Source organism: Halegenticoccus soli, assembly GCF_002844195.1.
In the GTDB taxonomy this organism is placed as follows: Archaea; Halobacteriota; Halobacteria; order Halobacteriales; family Haloferacaceae; genus Halegenticoccus; species Halegenticoccus soli.
In genome coordinates, this window is record NZ_PEND01000004.1 from 369,487 (window position 1) to 386,721 (window position 17,235).

Sequence of the window (17,235 nt, forward strand, 5' to 3'; positions counted from 1 at the left end):
CGCGGTCGGCCCGCGACCGCGCCGGCGAGACCCGGCGGGGCCGACCCCGCGCCGCGCGGCCGAACCGCAGGGCGTTTACGTCCATTCGCCGTACACCGCCCGATGACCGACGACTGGGTGTGTCTCTTTTCCGGCGGGAAGGACTCCTCGTGGGCGCTGTACCGGGCACTCGAATCGGGACTGGACGTGGCGCGGCTCCTGACCGTCCACCCCGCCGGCGACTCGTACATGTACCACGTCCCCGCGACCCGCCTCGCGCGCCTCGCGGCCGAGAGCATCGGAATCGAACTCGTCGAGGTGGAACCGGCCGACTTCGGCGCCGAGGCGGCGACCGACTCCGGCGAGCAGGGCGACGCCGAACTCGAACCTATGGAGGCCGCGTTGCTCGATCTGCGGGAGGATATCGACCTCGCGGGCGTCGTCGCGGGCGCGGTCGAGAGCGAGTTCCAGACGGACCGCATCCGGGGAATGTGCGACCGACTCGGCGTCGAGCTGTTCGCGCCGCTGTGGCGGGAGGACCCCCGAGAGCTCGCCGACGCGATGCTCGACGCGGGATTCGAAATCAGGATCATCCAGGTCGCCGCGGCCGGCCTCGACGAATCGTGGCTCGGCCGGAGACTCGACGCCGACGCCATCGCGGACCTGGAGGAGCTGCACGAGCGGTACGGCGTCCACCTCCTCGGCGAGGGTGGGGAGTTCGAGACGCTGGTGACGGACGGGCCGCACATGTCCCGGCCGATCGAGTTGGCGTACGAGACGGAGTGGGACGGGACGCGGGGGCGAGTGCGGATCACCGACGCTCGACTGGGGTGAGTCACGTGCCGTTGGAGGGGTTCGGAACCGTGAGCGCCGGTCGGCCCGAACGGGACGAGGATCCCCCGGAGTGCGCGTGAGCGCGGCGAACGAGCACGCGAGACGGCGACGCCGTCTCGGAGGGGGTGACGACGGCTTTTGATGCAGCTTTTGCCAGCGAGTGAGCGCCGGTTCACCCGCGCGAACGAGCGCGGCAAAAGGTGCTACGAGACGGAGTGGGACGGGACGCGGGGGCGAGTGCGGATCACCGACGCGCGGCTCGGGGAGCGATAAGACGGGCGGAGCGGAGAAGCGATCGGCCTGCGGGCGCCGCGTTCAGGACAGCTGTTCGGGCTGGTCTTCCTGGGTGATCCTCGTGTGCGCGCCGATGAGCGCCCCGGCGAAGTCGAGGCCCTCGATTCGGGTCTCGCGGTCGATGATCGACCGGCGGATGTCCGAGTCGCGGATGGACGTGTCGGGGAAGACCACGGTCTGTTCGAGGTGCGAGTTGACCACCTCCGCGCCGGCCATCACGTGGACGTTGTCGCCGAGCTCGGAGTTCTCGACGGTCGCCGTCTCGTGGACGTAGTTCTCGCCGTCGAGCTTCCAGCTGATCGCGTCGAGGTAGCTCTCCGGCGTCCCGATGTCGAACCAGGCGCCGTCGAAGGTGTAGGCGTGGACCGCCTCGCGCCCCTGGAGCCACTGGATGAACCAGCCCGGCTCGTCGGGGTTGTTGTCGGCGGCGAGGTACTCGTCGAACAGGGGGAGCGTGTCGGCCGGGAAGGCGTAGCAGGCGATGGAGACGAGCGTGCTCTTCGGGTTGTCCGGCTTCTCCTGGAAGTCGACCACGCGCTCGCCGTCGAGTTCGACGAGCCCGTAGGACTTCGCCCGCTGGTACGATCCGACGTCGTACGCCGCCAGCGTCGGGGTCCCCTTGTCCTTGAAGTAGTCGACGAAGTCGGACATCGGGAAGCTGAGGAGGTTGTCCCCGGCGACGACGAGGAGGTCCTCCTCCACATCCTCGCGGTCTATGAGCTGCGCGAGCGCGCCGACGACGCCGAATTTCTCCTCCTCCTCGGTGGTCTCCTCGACCGACAGCGTCGGCTTCTCGAAGCCCGACTCCGAGAGGTAGCGCTCGAAGTCCTCCGCGAAGGCCTCGTTCGTGCTGACGTACACCTCGGAGATCCGCTCGTCCGACTCCAGCTCGTCGAAGATGATGTCGATGACCGTGTCCTCTCCCACGGGGAGGAGCATCTTCGGGCGGTTTTTCGTGATCGGCCACAGCCTGGTCGCGTAGCCTCCTGCGAGGACAACCGCTTTCATACCTCCACACTCCCGCCCCGACGGTAAGGTTTTTTCCCCTCCTGTCTTCCTTTCAGTCAGATAAGCGAAACTCGTTTTTCGACCCCCGACGAACGGGCGACCATGACGACTACCGACGCGACGACTCGTCAGCGCCTCGCCGACGCGCTCCGCGAGGGACCGGCGACCGCGAGCGCGCTCTCGCGGTCGGTCGGCGTCCCCCGCTCCGTCGTCTACGACCACCTGCGGCACGTCGCCAGGTCGCTCGACGGGACCGACGAACGGTTCCTCGTCGCGCCGCCGGAGTGCGCCGACTGTGGGTTCAACGACTACGAAGACCCGGTCAACTACCCCTCGCGCTGCCCGGAGTGCCGGAGCGAGAACGTCGAGGAGGCCGCGTTCAAAATCGAGTAGCTGCGGATCGAGGTCAGTCGCGGTGCGCCTCCGCCTCGGACCGCGGTGGCGTCGCCCTACTTGGCGGGCGCTTCGATCCCCAACTCTTCGAGCAGCGTCTCCGCGGCCGCCCGCGACGACTCCGGACCGCGACCCGTGATGAGGTCGCCGTCGACGGTGACGCTCGTGTCCGAATCGAGTTCGGCGTCCCAGTTGCCGCCGGCGGCCTTCACCTCGTCTTCGACCCAGTAGGGGAGCTTCCGACCGTCGGGCATCCGGTCGTTCTCGTCGACGATCTCCTCCTCCCACTCGTTCGGGAAGCCCGTGACGTCCCGCTCGGAGACCACGTACTTGCCCTCCTCAGTGTGGGTGAACCCGAGGATCCCGACGGCGTGACAGAGGATCAGCGCCTTCCCCTCGTCGCCGGAGACGGCGTCCGCGACCAGCTTCCGCGCGTGGCGGTCCTGGTTGACGTCCCACTCGGTGCCGTGGCCGCCGGGGAGGACGACCGCGTCGTAGTCGGCGGCGTCGACCGTGGCGATCGGAACCGGGTCGTTCAGCCGCTCGTCGTTCTCGTGCACCTCCCGAACGCGCTCGGCGGTCTCCTCGCCGACGGTGTCGGGATCTATCGAGCGCTCGTCGACGACCGGCGGCGACCCGCTCGGGGTGGCGACCGTGATGTCGAACCCGGCCTCGTCGAGCGTCGTGAGCGGCTCGACGCACTCTTCCCCCCAGTACCCCTCCTCGCTGACGACGAACAGTGCTGACGGCATACCCGTACGTTCACGCCGGCCGCCGAAAAGGCTCACGCCCGCGGAAGGTGACGCGGGGCGGGTCGGACGCGGATCGGCGACAGGCAGGCGGCAGCGCGGCGGATCGCCGGTCGCGCGGGCGAAGAGCGGTCCGCGCGGGACGACCGACACCGCGATGCTCGCGCGACCCGCTCAGCTCTCAATCTTCGCGTCCGGGCAGCGGCTCGACGCCCTCGGATCGCCGCGAGCCGTCCAGGAGGTGGCAGGTCGCGGACCAGCCGTCGTCGACGGCCGCGGCCCGCGGTCGGCGGCGCTCGCAGGGCGTCGAGAACTCCTTGGCCAGGAGCGCCGCGGCCCTGTCGGAGTCGCCGTCGACGACGAGCCCGAGCGCCTCGGAGAGGACCGCCTCGGCGCGCTCGTCGGTCAGCGCCTCCGGGAGGTCGAACGCCCGTCGGATCGCCGCGCGCGCCTCGTCGGGCGGCGTCCCGGTCGCGCGCGCTCCGTCGGTAGCCCCCGCCGTCGCGGTCGACTGCGCGGCCGCGAGGTCGAGCGCGGATTCGCGGCCGACCTCGCCGCGGTCGAGCTTCGCTCTCAGGTCCATCACGCGCCGCCAGTGGACCTGCTCGAACTCGTAGCCGTCGGGCTGTACGATCTCCGGACAGCGGGTGTGGAACCGACAGCCCGACGGGGGGTCCGAGGGGCTCGGCACGTCGCCGGTCAGCTCGATCCCCCGACCGCGCTCCCGCGGGTCGGGGGTCGGGATCGACGACAGGAGCGCCCGCGTGTACGGGTGCTGCGGGTCGGCGAACAGCCGCTCCGTCGGGCCGACCTCGACGATCTCGCCGAGGTACATCACGGCGACGCGGTCGCACACCTCGCGGACGACGCTGAGGTTGTGGCTGATGAACACGACCGCGAGGTCGAACTCCTCCTGGAGCCGGCGCATCAGCGCCAGGATCTCGGCCTGGATCGACACGTCGAGCGCCGACACGGGCTCGTCGGCGACGATCAGGTCCGGGTTGAGCACGAGCGCCCGCGCCAGCCCGATCCGCTGTTTCTGCCCGCCGGAGAACTCGTGGGGGTACCGGTCGACGTCGTCCGCGGAGAGGCCGACCCGCTCCAGGAGGTCCTGCGCGATCCGCCGCCGCCGGTCCCGATCGCGCATCCCGTGGATCCGGAGCGGCTCCGCGACGGACTCGCCGACGCTCATCCGCGGGTCGAAGCTGGAGGTCGGATCCTGGAAGATCATCTGCGCGCGGCGGCGGAACCGCTTGAGCTCCGCCTTCGACGCGGCGCTCACGTCCGCGCCGTCGAACAGGACCTCCCCGTCGGTCGGCTCTTCGAGCCGCAGCAGCGTCGTCGCGGCGGTCGACTTCCCGCAGCCGGACTCGCCGACGATGCCGAACGTCTCGCCGGGGTACACGTCGAAGCTGATCCCGTCGACCGCCCGGACGCGGCCGACCTCGCGCCGCAGCACCCCCTCGGTGATCGGGTAGTGCTTTTTGAGACCGCGGACGCGCAACAGCGGTTCGCCGGATCGGTCCGCCGCCGGCGGTTCGTCGGGTCGGCCCGTCACCGCCCGTCACCCCCGTCCGCTCGGCCGACGCCCTCGTTCGAGTCCGCGGCCCGCCGCTCGCGGATCGCGGACTCGTCGTAGCCGTCGTGGTAGTAGACGCACGAGACCTCGTGTCCTGGCGATCCAGCGGTCCCCATCGCCGGCTGGTCGCCGGCTCCGCACTCGTCGACCGCGTGTGGGCACCGGGGGTGGAACCGGCAGCCCGACGGCGGGTCCCGCGGATCCGGGAGCGCCCCCCCGAGCGGTCGCATCGCGCCGCCCCTGCCGGGGAGGCAGTCGAGCAGCGCCAGCGTGTAGGGGTGCGATGGGTTTTCGAGCACCTCGTACACCGTCCCCCGCTCCATCACCTTGCCGGCGTACATGACGACGACCCTGTCGGCGATCTCGGCGACGACGCCGAGGTCGTGGGTGATGAGGAGCACGCTCATCCCGAACTCCTCCTGGAGGTCGCACAGGAGCCGGAGGATCTGCGCCTGGATCGTCACGTCGAGCGCGGTCGTCGGCTCGTCGGCGATCAGGAGGTCCGGGTCGCAGGCGAGCGCCACGGCGATGACGACCCGCTGTTTCATCCCGCCGGAGAACTCGTGGGGGTAGTCGTCGAACCGCGCGGCGGCGTCGGGGATGCCGACCCGGTCGAGCAGGTCGATCGCCCGCTCGCGGGCCTCGCGCTTCCCCGCGTCGCGGTGCAGCCGGATCGCCTCGACGATCTGCCTGCCCACCGTGTGCATCGGGTGCAGCGCGCCCTGGGGGTTCTGGAAGACGTGGCCGATCCGGCCGCCGCGGTACTCCCGGAGCTCGCGGTCCGAAAGCGACAGGAGGTCGACGCCGTCGAAGACGACCTCGCCCCCGACGATCTCCCCCGGCGGCATCGGGATCAGCCGCGTGATCGACTCGCTGGCGACGGTCTTGCCCGACCCCGATTCGCCGACGACGCAGACGGTCTCGCCGCGGCGGACGTCGAAGCTCACGCCGTCGACCGCGCGGATCGTTCCGGCGTCCGTGCGGAAGTACGTTCGGAGATCCCTGACCGACAGGAGCGGTTCGTCCCCCATCGTCACACCTCCGACCGCGGATCGAGCGCGTCGCGGAGCGCGTCGCCGAGGAAGTTGAACGCCAGCACCGTGAAGAACAGGAACACGCCCGGCACCGTCGAGATCCACCACGCGCCGGCGAGTTCGCCCCGGCCGTCGGCGATCGTCTGCCCCCACGAGAACGTCGTGGGGTCGCCGAGGCCGAGGAACGACAGCCCCGCCTCCGCGAGGATGAGGAAGGGGATGGTGAGCGTCGCGGCCGTGATCACGGTGTTCGACACGTTCGGGATGACGTGCCGGCGGAGGATCCACGCCTTGCTCGCGCCGGCGTTCTCCGCGGCCCTGATGTACTCCTCCTCGCTGCGCTGGAGCGCCTCGCTCCTGACGAGCCGCGCGACGCCGCCCCAGCTCAGGAGGCCGAACACGAGGATCATCAGGAACAGGCTCCCGCCGTACAGGTAGACGATCAGGATGAAGAGGAAGAACGTCGGCACCGTGAGCAGCAGGTCGACGAAGCGCATCGACACCTCGTCCACCAGGCCGCCGAACAGCGCGGCGCTCGTGCCGACCGCGGTCCCGACGACGACGATGATCGCCGTCGCGATGAGCCCCACCTGCATGCTCACCTCCATGCCGAAGACGAGCAGGTGCAGCATGTCGTGGCCCTGCGCGTTGGTGCCGAGCGGGTACTGCCACGTGCCGTGGCACATCCCGTTCACGACTTCGCCGGCGCAGGTCGTCGGCACGTCAGCGGCGACGCTCGTGAACACCGGCGGCTGTCTCCGCGCCAGCAGGTCCAGTTCGGGTCGCGGCAGGAACGTCGGGCCGACCGTCCCGACCGCGAAGACGACGGCCAGGTAGCCGAGGCTGATCACCGCGGCTGTGTTCCGCTTGAACTGCCGCCAGTAGTGTCTCGTCATCCGCGGATCGTCGTACAGCGGCAGGACGACGTAGAAGGTCCCGAGGAGCAGCGTCAGCCGGAACAGCCAGTCCAGCGGGGCCGGATCGCCGAGGAGCGGGAGCGGACCGCCGACCGCGACGTCGGCGGCGACGCCGAGGGCGAACGCGGCCATCGCCCCCAGGAACGCCGTCTGTCGCCGGGAGAGGCCGCCGAACTCCGATTCGAGCGCGTCCCAGTCGACGCGCTCGAACGAGGCGTCGTCCGAGGGTTTCGCGTCCGTCGCCATCAGCGATCACCGTAGTCGATCCGCGGGTCGAGCACCGTGTAGGCGATGTCCTGGACGAGGTTGCCGACGATCGCCACGAACACGGGGATCAGGGTCGTCGCGAGCACGAGCGCGGTGTCGTTCTGGGTGATGGCGCGGTAGCTCAACAGCCCGAGCCCGGGGATCTGGAACACGACCTCCGTCAGGTACGACGCGACGAACAGCAGCCCGAGGATGTCCGCGACGAGGATCGTCGAGATCGGCACCGACGCCGCGCGGAAGATGTGGCGGATGACGCGCCACTCGCTCGCGCCCTTCGCGCGGGCCGTCTTGACGAAGTCCGCGTGGACGTACTCCAGCGACTCCGCCCGGGCGTACCGCATCTGGCTCGCGATCGCGGCGGTGCTGAGCACGATCACGGGCAGCACGAGCTGCTTCGCGTTCGCCAGCGTCCACACCCCGTGGCTCGTGTCGTAGTACGACGGAAACCACCCGAGGTGGACGGCGAAGAGCAGGATGAGCATGATGCCGAACCAGAAGTTCGGGATGCTCACGCCGAAGAAGGCGAGGAACGTCCCGGCGTAGTCCGCCTTCGTGTACTGGTGGGTCGCCGAGTACAGGCCGATGCCGATGCCCGCGACGACCGAGAGGACCGTGGCCGGAATCCCGTACATCAGCGAGTAGGGGTAGGCGTCGGCGACCGCCTCGATCGCGGGCTGCGAGCGCGTGTGCGACCAGCCCCAGTCGCCGGTGACCATCCCGATCATGTACTCCTTGTAGCGGTCGAACAGCGGCCCGTCCTTTCCGGTGACCCGCTGGTACGTCTCCCGCGCCTCGTCCGCGCTGGCCCCCTCCTGGGCCTGCTGGAACGCGAACTGCGCCTGCTGGGCGTCCGGTGTGACGGCGAGGAGGCCGAACGTCAGCGACAGCATGACGAACGTCGCCACGAGGGCCCACGCGACCCGCTGTGCGACGTACAATCCCATGCCCATTGTGTCTCACTGATCGACGTACTCGTAGTCGTCCAGCGCCTCGTCGATCAGCTGCTTCGCCCTGGCGTAGCTGTGGCTGTCGCCGACGCCGGTCCGCGTGACCTTCGAGTTGTCGAACCAGTCGGACCACTCGGGCTGGTAGGTGTGCGCGGGCGTCACGTAGCCGCGGTTGATCTGCTCGGCGATGGCCTTCTTGTTGATGGCGTAGGCGAACGCCCGTCGGACCTCGGGCTCCCGGAACGGCTCCCAGCCGTTCGCGCGCTGGTTGTACGCGAGGACGGAGATGTACGGCGTGGGCGACAGCGTGACGTTCACGTTATTCATGTCCTTGAACTTGTCCGCCTTCTCCGACGGCAGCTCCGCCTGGGTGATCTCGCCGGTTTCGAGCGCCGAGAGCTGCGTGCTCTCCTCGCTGAACACCTGGTAGGCGTAGCGCTCGAACAGCGGCGCGTTCTCGTACCCTTCGACCTCGCGGAGGTAGTAGTCGTCGTTGCGGACGGCGCGGAAGCGCGACTCGCGCTCCCACGACTCGTATTTGTACGGCCCGAGGTTGCCGGTGTACGCGAGCGTCCGCACCTCCTCGTCCTTGTTCAGCCCTTCCCCGTCCTGTTCTTCGACGTAGGGCTCGATCAGCTCCTTCGGCATGCAGTACGCGCCCCACATGATCGGCTTCCGGGGGAAGTCCGGGTCCACCTCGGGCAGGCGCACCTCGAAGGTGAACTCGCCGGTCTGTTCGACCGGGATGGGTTCCTCCCCGGCGAACCAGTCGCCGCGGTTCGTGTCGCCGGCCCAGTTCTCCTCGGCCTGGCGGACCTCCGTGATGAAGTACACCCAGTCCTCGGCGGTCATCTGGCCGTAGGGATCGCTCCACCGGAGGTTCTCGCGGAGCTTGAACTCGTACGTCTGTTTGTCCTCGGTGTTGATCGCCTCGACCCACCGCGGCTCGACCTCCATGTTCGAGTTGACGGTGTACGCCCCGTCCATCGTCAGTCCGACGCGGAGACTGGAGGGTTCGTCGCTGATCTGGACGAAGTTGAGCGTCGAGGCGTCGGTCGTCTCGCCGTGGATGTACTCGCCCCGCGGCGAGGAGGCGCTCCCCTCGAAGTGCCACTTCTGGTAGTCCCACCCGAAGTTGAAGCCGGTTTCCGTGTGCTTCACGTCGGAGCGGAACCCCCAGATGTCGTCGCCGAAGCCGATCATCCCGAACGGCTGGTCCTCGCTGATGAAGCCGAACAGGTCGGCGAACCCCGCCTGTCGCTTCTGCGCGTCCGTCTCCTGGGCCAGTTCGTCGATCTCGGCCGCGACGTCGCGGTCGCCGCTCGGGCGGTAGCCGTAGAAGTTGATGGTCGCGCGGTCGGTCTTCCGCTCGTCGATGAAGAAGGGCGCGATGGAGGTCGGGGTCATCGGGTAGGTGTTGAAGCCGATCCCCCAGAGCAGGTCCCACGGCTCGGCGCTGACCGACTCGTCGCGGTCGCCGCCGTTGAACGTCGCCTCGCCCCCCTCGGGTTTGTTCGACGCGTAGCGGTCGAGGAGCGTGTTGAACGGGGCGGAGTCGAACTCGACGCCGATCCCGATCTTGCCCAGCTCCTGTTTCATGAACTGGGCGGTCGTCTTGCCGGTCTCGGTCCCCGTCCGGTAGACGAACTTCAGCGTGACCGGCTCGCCGTCGGGGCCGACGAGCGTGTTTCCGAGGTCGTCGTCCTCCCCGTCGCCGCCCCCGTCGTTGCCCGCACAGCCCGCGAGACCCGCGACCCCGCCCGCCGCGACGATCTTCATCATCCCGCGCCTATCAGTCATCCAAGCATTGTCGCCAAATGGCATGTTACCTGTGATCGACTACCTAAGTAAATAATCTTCGATCGGTGAAACCCTGATTTCACCGTTCGTCGGGGCTTGGTTACGGGGACGACGTGAGAGAAAGCGTAAACGTCGAGCCGAATCGCGCCGTGGGCGGCGCGATTCGGCGAGAAGGGACGCGGGTCTTCGTCGGCGGGAGACGGGGGAGCGGGGGACCGGGGAAGAGCGATCCTATCCGTCGCCGTGCTCGTCGACGATGATCACTTCGCCGTCCTCGACGGTGACGTTGATGAGCGTCTTCACGTCGTAGTCGGTGTCGTCGAGTTCGTTCGGCCCGGCCTTCTTGATGACGGCGACCACGTCGACGATGTCCGCGCCGATCTCCGACAGCGCGTCGAGCACCGCCTTCATCGTGCCGCCGGTGCTGAGCACGTCGTCGAGCACGAGCACCCGGTCGCCCTCGCCCACGTCGTTGATGTACATCTCGCCCTCGGAGTAGCCGGTCTGCTGCGAGAGGGCGACCTCGCCGTCGAGGCCGTACTGCCGCTTGCGGATGACGACGAGCGGGATGTCCGTCATGAGCGAGACGGCCGTCGAGATGTGGATCCCCATCGCCGCGGGGGTGACGATCTTGTCGACGTTCTCCAGCTCCGCCTTCCGGATGATCTTGATGACGATCTCGCGGAGGAGGCCGGGTTCCAGCATCGGGACCCCGTCGCTGATCGGGTGGACGAAGTACTCGTACTCGCCTTTCTCGATGATCGGGGCCTCGAGCAGCGATCGCTGCAACTGGTCCATGTCGCCCCTACCGTGGGTCCCCCATAAAAGATGGCGGTTCGGCCCACCCGCGCGGGTGGATCCCACGGGGCGCGGCGGCGATCGACGGCCGGTCGGGGCCGGCGCTCAGACGAACACCAGCACCGCCACCGCGATCGTCACGACGACGGTGAGGATGAGCACGCTCGTTCCGATGCCGGCGCTGAGGTTCGACGGACCGGCGGGGCCGTCGGTCGTCGGCGCGTCGGGTTCGACGCCCGCGCGGCGGAGCGCGGCCTCCGGGTTCCCGGCCGCCCGGACCGCGGCGGCGCTCAGCCGGCCGACCCCGCGGTCGACGGCGGCGTACGAGTCGGTGACGCCCCGGACGAGCGCGCGCGTGCCGTAGAACACCGCCGGGTTGTACACCGCGTCCACGTCGGGGACGCGCCCGACCTTTCCGAGCGGTTTCTTCAGGAGGACGAAGCCGATCGCGCCCGCGGCGGCGAGCGCCAGGCCCTCGGCGACGTGGTCGAACGTGTACGTCACGTAGTCCAGGTCCGCCGCGTCGGGCAGGATCGCGAAGAGCGCGTCCGGGAACAGCCCGTACAGGACGCACAGCGCGGCGACGGTGACCATCGCGACCTGCTGGCCGCGGTTGGCGTCCGAGACCGACCCGTCGTACTCGCCGTGGAAGAACGCGTAGTAGCCCAGCTTGATGAACGAGAGGAACGTCCCGACGCCCCCGATCATGAGCAGCCACCAGAGCGCGTCGATGTGCTTCTTGTGGGCGGCCGCGATGACCATCCCCTTGCTCACGAAGCCGTTGAAGCCGGGGAAGCCGGCGATCGAGAGCGCGGCGACGACGAACGCGGCGGCGGTGATCGGCATCGCGCGGGCGAGGCCGCCGACGTACTTCAGGTTCTCCTCGCCGGTCCGGAAGATGATCACGCCCACCGTCATGAACAGCAGGCTCTTGTAGAGGATGTGGTTGAACACGTGGCCGAACGCGCCGGCCGTCGCCAGCGCCGTGCCGATGCCGACCCCCGCGATCATGTAGCCGACCTGTGACTGGATGTGGTACGAGAGCAGGCGGCGCATGTCGTTCTGGAGCAGCGCCATGCTCGCGCCGAAGACGGCCATCGCGCCGCCCATGTAGGCGATCCAGAGGTGTCCCTCCGGGAACGCCCGGTACATCGCGTACACGCCGGTCTTCGTCGTGTAGACGCAGAGGAAGACGCTCGCGGCGACGTGCGGGCGCGGGTACGTGTCCGGCAGCCACGCGTGCAGGCCGATGAAGCCGACGTTGACGCCGATGCCGATCGCCGCGAGCACGGCGGCGATCTCGCCGCCGGCGGCGAGCCCCTCCGGCGCGGCGCTGAACAGGAACGACCCCGCGTCGACGTAGTACCAGACGATCGCCGCGAGCACGAGGCTCCCACCGACGCCGTGGAGGAGCGCGTAGCGGAAGCCCGCCCGGACCGCGCGCCCGCCGTAGTGCCAGACCAGGGCGGTGCTCGTCACGGCCATGAGCTCCCAGAAGAACACGAGGGTGAGCCAGTCGCCGGCGAACACCGCGCCGACGCTGGTGCCGACGTACGACAGCGCGTAGGCGGTCTGGACGTTGTCGGCCCGGCTCGCGTAGGAGTACAGCACCGCCGCCGCCCCGATGAAGCCGAAGATGAGGCCCATCAGCCGGGCGAACGCGTCGACGTTGAACAGGACGGTCTCGAAGCCGAACAGGCCGACCTGGACGTACGCCCCGGCCGGCGCGAGCGCGGAGACGGCGACGACGGCCAGCGTCGCCACCATCCCGAGCGCGTGGCCGACCCTGCGCGAGACGAGCGGCACCGCGAGCGCCGCCGCGAGGACGTAGACGAACGGCGGGACGGCCGCGAGCGCGTCGACGGCCATCAGCCGACCACCCCCGTCGCGACGGCGGCGGAGACGATCCGCTCTACGAGCCCCAGGAACGCCACGGCGGACGGGACGAGCCCGATGACCACCGACCCGGCCACGGCCGTCAGGATCGGCGCGAGCATGAACCAGGTGCTCTCCTCGCCGAGCCAACCGCGGCGCTCCCAGCCGCCGGCCGGCGGGCCGCCGTGGTGGACTTCGTCCGCGTCCTCGTCGTGGGCCGGCTCCTCGGCGGCGTGCTCGGCCGATTCGACCTCGCCGTCGCGCCGAGCCACAGTCTCGCCGGGGCGGGTGTGGTCGCTCGGGTAGCGGTCGACCGCGTACTCGCCGTCGGCGTCGGCGCGCTCCTCGGACTCCTCGGCCGGGTCCGACGTGCGGGCTCGGACGTCCGAGACGGACGCGTCGCCGCGCCCGTTCGCCGCGCCGTGGCCGCCGCCGTCGGCGGCGACGGCGTACCGGCCGCCGAGCGGGTTCTCGATGAGCGGCTTGCGGTCGTGGCCGTCGGCCGCCTCGCCCTCGAAGAACGCCTGGTAGACGATGGGCCAGAAGTACGCGATGTTGAGCACCCCGGAGACGAGCAGCGCGGCGGTGAAGACGAGCTGTCCCGCGTTCACCGTCCCGATGAGGAGGTAGAACTTGCTGACGAACCCGGCCACGAGGGGAATGCCGGCCATCCCGGCGGCGGCGACCGCGAACGCCGCCATCGTGAGCGGCATCCGCTTGCCGATGCCGGCCATGTCGCTGATGTCGTCCGTGTGGGTCTCGACGTGGATGACGCCCGCGCAGAAGAACAGCGTGAGCTTCATGAACGCGTGGGCGGGGATGTGCAGCAGCCCGCCGAGCAGCGCGGCCTGCGCGCCGCCGAACGCCCCGACGCCCAGTCCCAGGACGATGTACGAGAGCTGGCTCACGGTCGAGTAGGCGAGCCGGCGCTTGAGGTTGTCCTGCCTGAGCGCGATGACGCTCGCGGCGAGCAGCGTGAACGCCGCGACGGCGGCCAGCGGCAGGCCGACCCCGAGGTCGGCGACGGTCGCCGGCCCGTACACGTCGAGCACGACGCGCGCGATGCCGAACACGCCGCTCTTCACGACGGCCACCGCGTGGAGCAGCCCGGAGACGGGCGTCGGGGCGACCATCGCGTCGGGGAGCCACGAGTGGACCGGCATGAGTGCGGCCTTCACGCCGAAGCCCCCGGCGAGCAGCGCGAACCCGGCGCGGGCGGCCGTCGGGTCGGACGACGAGAGCGCCTCGATGCCGCCGGGCGCGAACGTGACCGTCCCGGTCAGCCAGTAGACGAGCACCGTCCCGGCGAGGACGGCGACGCCGCCGCCGAAGGTGTACGCGAGGTACTTGCGGCCCGCGGCGCGCGCCTCCGCGGTCTCGTCGTGGGTGACGAGCGGGTACGTCGCCACGGTCAGGAGCTCGTAGAACACGAACAGCACGAGCAGGTTCGAGGCGAACGCGACGCCGACGGCGGCGCTGACGCTCGCGGCGAACGAGGCGAAGTAGCGCGTCTGCGCGTGCTCCGCCAGTCCGCGCATGTACCCGATGCTGTAGAAGCTGGTGATGACCCACAGGAAGCTCGCGAGCAGGCCGAACAGCATGCCGAGCGCGTCCGCGCGGAGCGCGAACTCGACGCCCGGGACGAACGCGCCGAGGTCCGTCACGTAGGCGTCGCCGGCGAAGGTCGCGGGGACCATGCTCGCGACGAGCGCGAACGTGGTCACCGCGGCGAGGATCGTCCAGCCCTCGCGGACGTTCGGTCGGCGATGCGACGCGACGATGGCGACGATCGCGAGCGCCGGCACCAGTACCGCCGCGAGCGGTCGGAGAGAGGCGATGTCCGTCATAGCTGAAGGAGGGTGTCGAGGGTCGGTTGCATGAGCTGTTCGAACTCGGCGACGAGCGACCCCAGCGCGACGGCGAGGATCGCCACGACGACGACGACCGCGACCATCCCGACGGAGAGCCCGGCCGGCCGGTCGCTCCCGCCGTCGGCCACCGCCGCCCCGGCCGGAGCCGTCCCGGCCGCCGGGCGGCGGAAGTACATCCGCTCGACGAGGCGGGCGAAGTACGCGAGCGTGAGCAGCGTGCTCGCCAGGATCACGACGGCGATGGGCCACGCCCGCGCCTCGAACGCGCCGAGGGCGATGTACCACTTGCCGACGAAGCCGACGGCGGGCGGGACGCCCACCATCGCGAGCGCCAGCACCGCGAAGGCGCCGCTGAGCACCGGCGCGCGGGCCGCGAGGCCGTCGTACTCGTCGACGGTCCGCGCCCCCGCGACGGCCGCGAGCGCCCCGGCCGCCAGGAACAGCCCGCCTTTCATCAGCCCGTGGCCGACCAGGTGGACCGTGCCGCCAACCACGCCCGCCTGGTTCGCGAGCGCGAACCCGGCGACGACGAGGCCGAACTGCGAGACCGACGAGTACGCGAGCATGCGCTTGACCTCGGTCTGCATCACGGCGAGGGCGCTTCCGGCGATGATGCTGACGCCCGCGAGCGTCAGCACCGCGGTCCGCGCCGCGGGCACGGCCGCGAAGAAGTCGACCGTGAACACGCTGAAGATCACCCGCGCGATCGCGTAGGCGGAGACGGTCGAGACGAGCGCGGAGATGAACGCGCTGACGCTGTCGGGGGCGCTCGCGTACGCCTCCGGCTGCCACGTGTGCAGCGGGAACAGCGCGGTCTTCACCGCGAGCCCCGCGACGACGAGCGCGAACGAGGCGCGGACGAGCGTCGCGTCGTAGCCGACCTCGGCGAGGCGCACCGACAGGTCGGCCATGTTGAGCGTCCCCGTGGCGACGAACGCGTAGCCGATCCCGAGGAGGAACAGCGACGCGCCGACCGTCCCGATGATGAGGTACTTCAGCGCGCCGACCGCGGCGCGCCCCGAGTCGCCCGAGGCCACGAGGGCGTAGGCGGCGAGCCCGGTGATCTCGAGGAACACGTACAGGTTGAACATGTCCCCGGTGATGCTCATGCCGGACAGCCCGGCGACGAGCAGCAGGTACTGGGTGTAGAACGCGATCGACCGCGGTCCCGCCCGGCGGGCGTACGCGAGCACGCCGAGCGCGACGACGGCGACGAGCGCCGCGACCGCCGCCGACAGGCCGTCGACGACGAGTTCGATGCCGAACGGCGGCCTGAACCCGCCGAGTTCGTACGTGACGGTGCGCCCGGAGCCGTACACCCGCGCCGCGACCGTTCCGGCGAGGCCCACCTGCACGAGGCTGGCGAGCGCCGCGATCGGCCACCCGACGCGCTCGAACTTGTAACCGAGCGCCAGCACGGCGACGGCCGCCAGGATCGGCGAGGCGACGAGGAGGGGCAGGAGATCACTCATTCGCACGCACCTCCCGGAGCACGTCCTCGTCGAGCGTCCCGTACTCGGCGTGGATTCGGACGATGAGCGCCAGCGCGACCGCGGTGAGGCTCACCCCGACGACGATCGCCGTGAGGATGAGCACGTGGGGCAGCGGGCTGACGTACGGTCCCTCGTTCGTGAGCACCGGCGGCGACCCGCCGACTCGGTACGCGGACGTGATGAAGAACAGGAAGATCCCGGTCTGGAAGATGTTGAGTCCGACCACCTTCTTCACGAGATTCGTGCTCTCGATGATCATGTACGCGCCGATGCCCAGGAGCAACACGACGGCGACGTAGTTGTAGCGCGTGAGCAGTAGGTCGATCATGATTCGTCCTCCACGGTGTCCTCGATCGGTTCGGCCGCCTCGAACCCGCCCGCGATGAGGAAGAACAGGCCGGTGATGACGCCGGCGACGACCGCGCCGATGCCGAGCTCGATCAGCTCGATGCTGTACTTGGTCCCGTGGTAGATCGGGTAAACGTCGTACTGGAGGAACTCGCCCCCGAGGGCGATCGCACCGAGGCCGATCAGGACGAAGTTCGCGACCCCGGCGGCCATGAGGATCAGGACCGTCCCCGGATCGATCCAGTCGCGGACCGGCTCGATGCCGAAGGCGAACGCGAGCATGAGCAGGACGGTCGCGGCGATGGCCCCGCCCTGGAAGCCCCCGCCGGCCGAGTCGGCGCCGTGGAACATCACGAACAGGCCGAGCGTCAGGATGAACGGCGAGACGACGCGGACCGTCGTCATGATGATCGTGCTCTCGACGTAGGGGCCGCGCTCCCACTCGCGCGCGGTGTTCCCCTCGGGTCCCCGCTCGGGCCCCGTACCGTCGGCGCTCACACGAACACCTCCCGCTTCAGCACGAGCAGGACGGCGACGCCGGCCGCGAACACCACGACCGCCTCGCCGAGCGTGTCGAACCCGCGGTAGGCGGCGAGCACCGCGGTCACGACGTTCTTCACCTCGGTCTGCTCGTAGGCGTTTTCGAGGTAGTACTCGGTGACGCGCGAGTCGACGACGGGCGCGTCGGGGCTCCCGATCGCGGGCATCGCCGGGACGGTCGCCGCGAGCACGGCGACGAACGCGAGGACGACCACCGCGGTTCGCGGACTCGGCAGTTCGAGCCGCCGCTCGTCGGACGGCCGGACCGTCTTCGCGATCGTCAGCAGGAACAGGAGCGTGGTCACGCCCGCGCCGACGGCGGCCTCGGTCAGCGCCACGTCGGGCGCGCGGAGGATCACCCAGAGCACCGCGATTCCGAGGCTGTACGCCGCGGACGCGATGATCACGCCGAGCACGTCCCGGAGGACGGCGGCGACGAGCGCGCAGCCCAGCACGAACGCCAGGATTGCCGCCTGCAGGGGCGTCAGCGTCATTCCCGCCTGGAGCGG

Annotated in this window: 17 protein-coding genes; 3 read left to right on the forward strand and 14 right to left on the reverse strand. The window is 69.9% G+C overall.

The annotated features are described in order from the left end of the window. Window positions 1-102: 102 nt before the first annotated feature. Together CNO20_RS13130 and CNO20_RS24110 are read left to right on the forward strand one after the other, a co-directional pair. Window positions 103-813 (forward strand): diphthine--ammonia ligase, encoded by a 711-nt coding sequence (locus CNO20_RS13130; RefSeq protein ID WP_101296569.1) that lies wholly within the window; start codon window positions 103-105, stop codon window positions 811-813. Between the two features lie 141 nt (window positions 814-954). Then, entirely contained in the window at window positions 955-1,086 is a 132-nt protein-coding gene (locus CNO20_RS24110; RefSeq protein ID WP_269844143.1) for a hypothetical protein, read from the forward strand. A gap of 42 nt (window positions 1,087-1,128) precedes the next feature. On the opposite strand, the gene CNO20_RS13135 is transcribed toward CNO20_RS24110, so the two are convergent. Next, window positions 1,129-2,115, reverse strand: coding sequence for a nucleotidyltransferase family protein (locus CNO20_RS13135; RefSeq protein WP_101296570.1), 987 nt, complete (start codon window positions 2,113-2,115; stop codon window positions 1,129-1,131). 102 nt (window positions 2,116-2,217) lie between these two features. Here CNO20_RS13135 and CNO20_RS13140 point away from each other — a divergent pair, with 102 nt between their 5' ends. Beyond that, window positions 2,218-2,508 carry a transcriptional regulator gene (locus tag CNO20_RS13140; protein ID WP_101296571.1) on the forward strand — a complete coding sequence of 97 codons (291 nt, stop codon included), beginning with the start codon at window positions 2,218-2,220 and terminating at the stop codon, window positions 2,506-2,508. Window positions 2,509-2,564: 56 nt separating this feature from the next. Here the strand turns inward: CNO20_RS13140 and CNO20_RS13145 are convergent, their stop codons facing one another. The 13 genes from CNO20_RS13145 to CNO20_RS13205 form a co-directional block, all read right to left on the reverse strand. After that, window positions 2,565-3,260, reverse strand: coding sequence for a type 1 glutamine amidotransferase domain-containing protein (locus tag CNO20_RS13145; RefSeq protein WP_101296572.1), 696 nt, complete (start codon window positions 3,258-3,260; stop codon window positions 2,565-2,567). Window positions 3,261-3,438: 178 nt separating this feature from the next. Then, the gene (locus CNO20_RS13150; RefSeq protein WP_101296573.1) at window positions 3,439-4,815 is read right to left on the reverse strand and encodes an ABC transporter ATP-binding protein; all 1,377 of its coding nucleotides are present in this window, start codon (window positions 4,813-4,815) and stop codon (window positions 3,439-3,441) included. Beyond that, complete coding sequence (locus CNO20_RS13155; RefSeq protein ID WP_101296574.1) at window positions 4,812-5,867, reverse strand: ABC transporter ATP-binding protein; 1,056 nt, start codon at window positions 5,865-5,867, stop codon at window positions 4,812-4,814. Before CNO20_RS13155 ends, CNO20_RS13150 begins: the two co-directional genes overlap by 4 nt. A gap of 2 nt (window positions 5,868-5,869) precedes the next feature. Further along, a complete protein-coding gene (locus tag CNO20_RS13160) occupies window positions 5,870-7,033 on the reverse strand; it encodes an ABC transporter permease (protein ID WP_101296575.1) in 1,164 nt (387 codons plus the stop codon). Next, a complete protein-coding gene (locus CNO20_RS13165) occupies window positions 7,033-8,004 on the reverse strand; it encodes an ABC transporter permease (RefSeq protein ID WP_101296576.1) in 972 nt (323 codons plus the stop codon). Before CNO20_RS13165 ends, CNO20_RS13160 begins: the two co-directional genes overlap by 1 nt. A 6-nt stretch (window positions 8,005-8,010) precedes the next feature. Next, window positions 8,011-9,801 carry an ABC transporter substrate-binding protein gene (locus CNO20_RS13170; protein ID WP_233204178.1) on the reverse strand — a complete coding sequence of 597 codons (1,791 nt, stop codon included), beginning with the start codon at window positions 9,799-9,801 and terminating at the stop codon, window positions 8,011-8,013. A gap of 231 nt (window positions 9,802-10,032) precedes the next feature. Beyond that, window positions 10,033-10,599, reverse strand: coding sequence for a hypoxanthine/guanine phosphoribosyltransferase (gene hpt, locus CNO20_RS13175; protein WP_101296578.1), 567 nt, complete (start codon window positions 10,597-10,599; stop codon window positions 10,033-10,035). Between the two features lie 105 nt (window positions 10,600-10,704). Next, a complete protein-coding gene (locus CNO20_RS13180; RefSeq protein ID WP_101296579.1) occupies window positions 10,705-12,468 on the reverse strand; it encodes a Na(+)/H(+) antiporter subunit D in 1,764 nt (587 codons plus the stop codon). Then, on the reverse strand, window positions 12,468-14,321 hold the full coding sequence (locus tag CNO20_RS13185; RefSeq protein ID WP_101296580.1) for a cation:proton antiporter: 1,854 nt from the start codon (window positions 14,319-14,321) through the stop codon (window positions 12,468-12,470). Before CNO20_RS13185 ends, CNO20_RS13180 begins: the two co-directional genes overlap by 1 nt. After that, complete coding sequence (locus tag CNO20_RS13190) at window positions 14,318-15,817, reverse strand: monovalent cation/H+ antiporter subunit D family protein (protein ID WP_101296581.1); 1,500 nt, start codon at window positions 15,815-15,817, stop codon at window positions 14,318-14,320. The genes CNO20_RS13185 and CNO20_RS13190 overlap by 4 nt, the downstream gene beginning before the upstream one ends. Beyond that, entirely contained in the window at window positions 15,810-16,166 is a 357-nt protein-coding gene (locus CNO20_RS13195) for a cation:proton antiporter subunit C (protein WP_101296582.1), read from the reverse strand. The genes CNO20_RS13190 and CNO20_RS13195 overlap by 8 nt, the downstream gene beginning before the upstream one ends. Further along, on the reverse strand, window positions 16,163-16,684 hold the full coding sequence (locus tag CNO20_RS13200; RefSeq protein ID WP_101296583.1) for an MnhB domain-containing protein: 522 nt from the start codon (window positions 16,682-16,684) through the stop codon (window positions 16,163-16,165). The genes CNO20_RS13195 and CNO20_RS13200 overlap by 4 nt, the downstream gene beginning before the upstream one ends. Further along, entirely contained in the window at window positions 16,681-17,220 is a 540-nt protein-coding gene (locus CNO20_RS13205) for a DUF4040 domain-containing protein (protein ID WP_101296745.1), read from the reverse strand. The genes CNO20_RS13200 and CNO20_RS13205 overlap by 4 nt, the downstream gene beginning before the upstream one ends. Window positions 17,221-17,235: the final 15 nt, after the last annotated feature.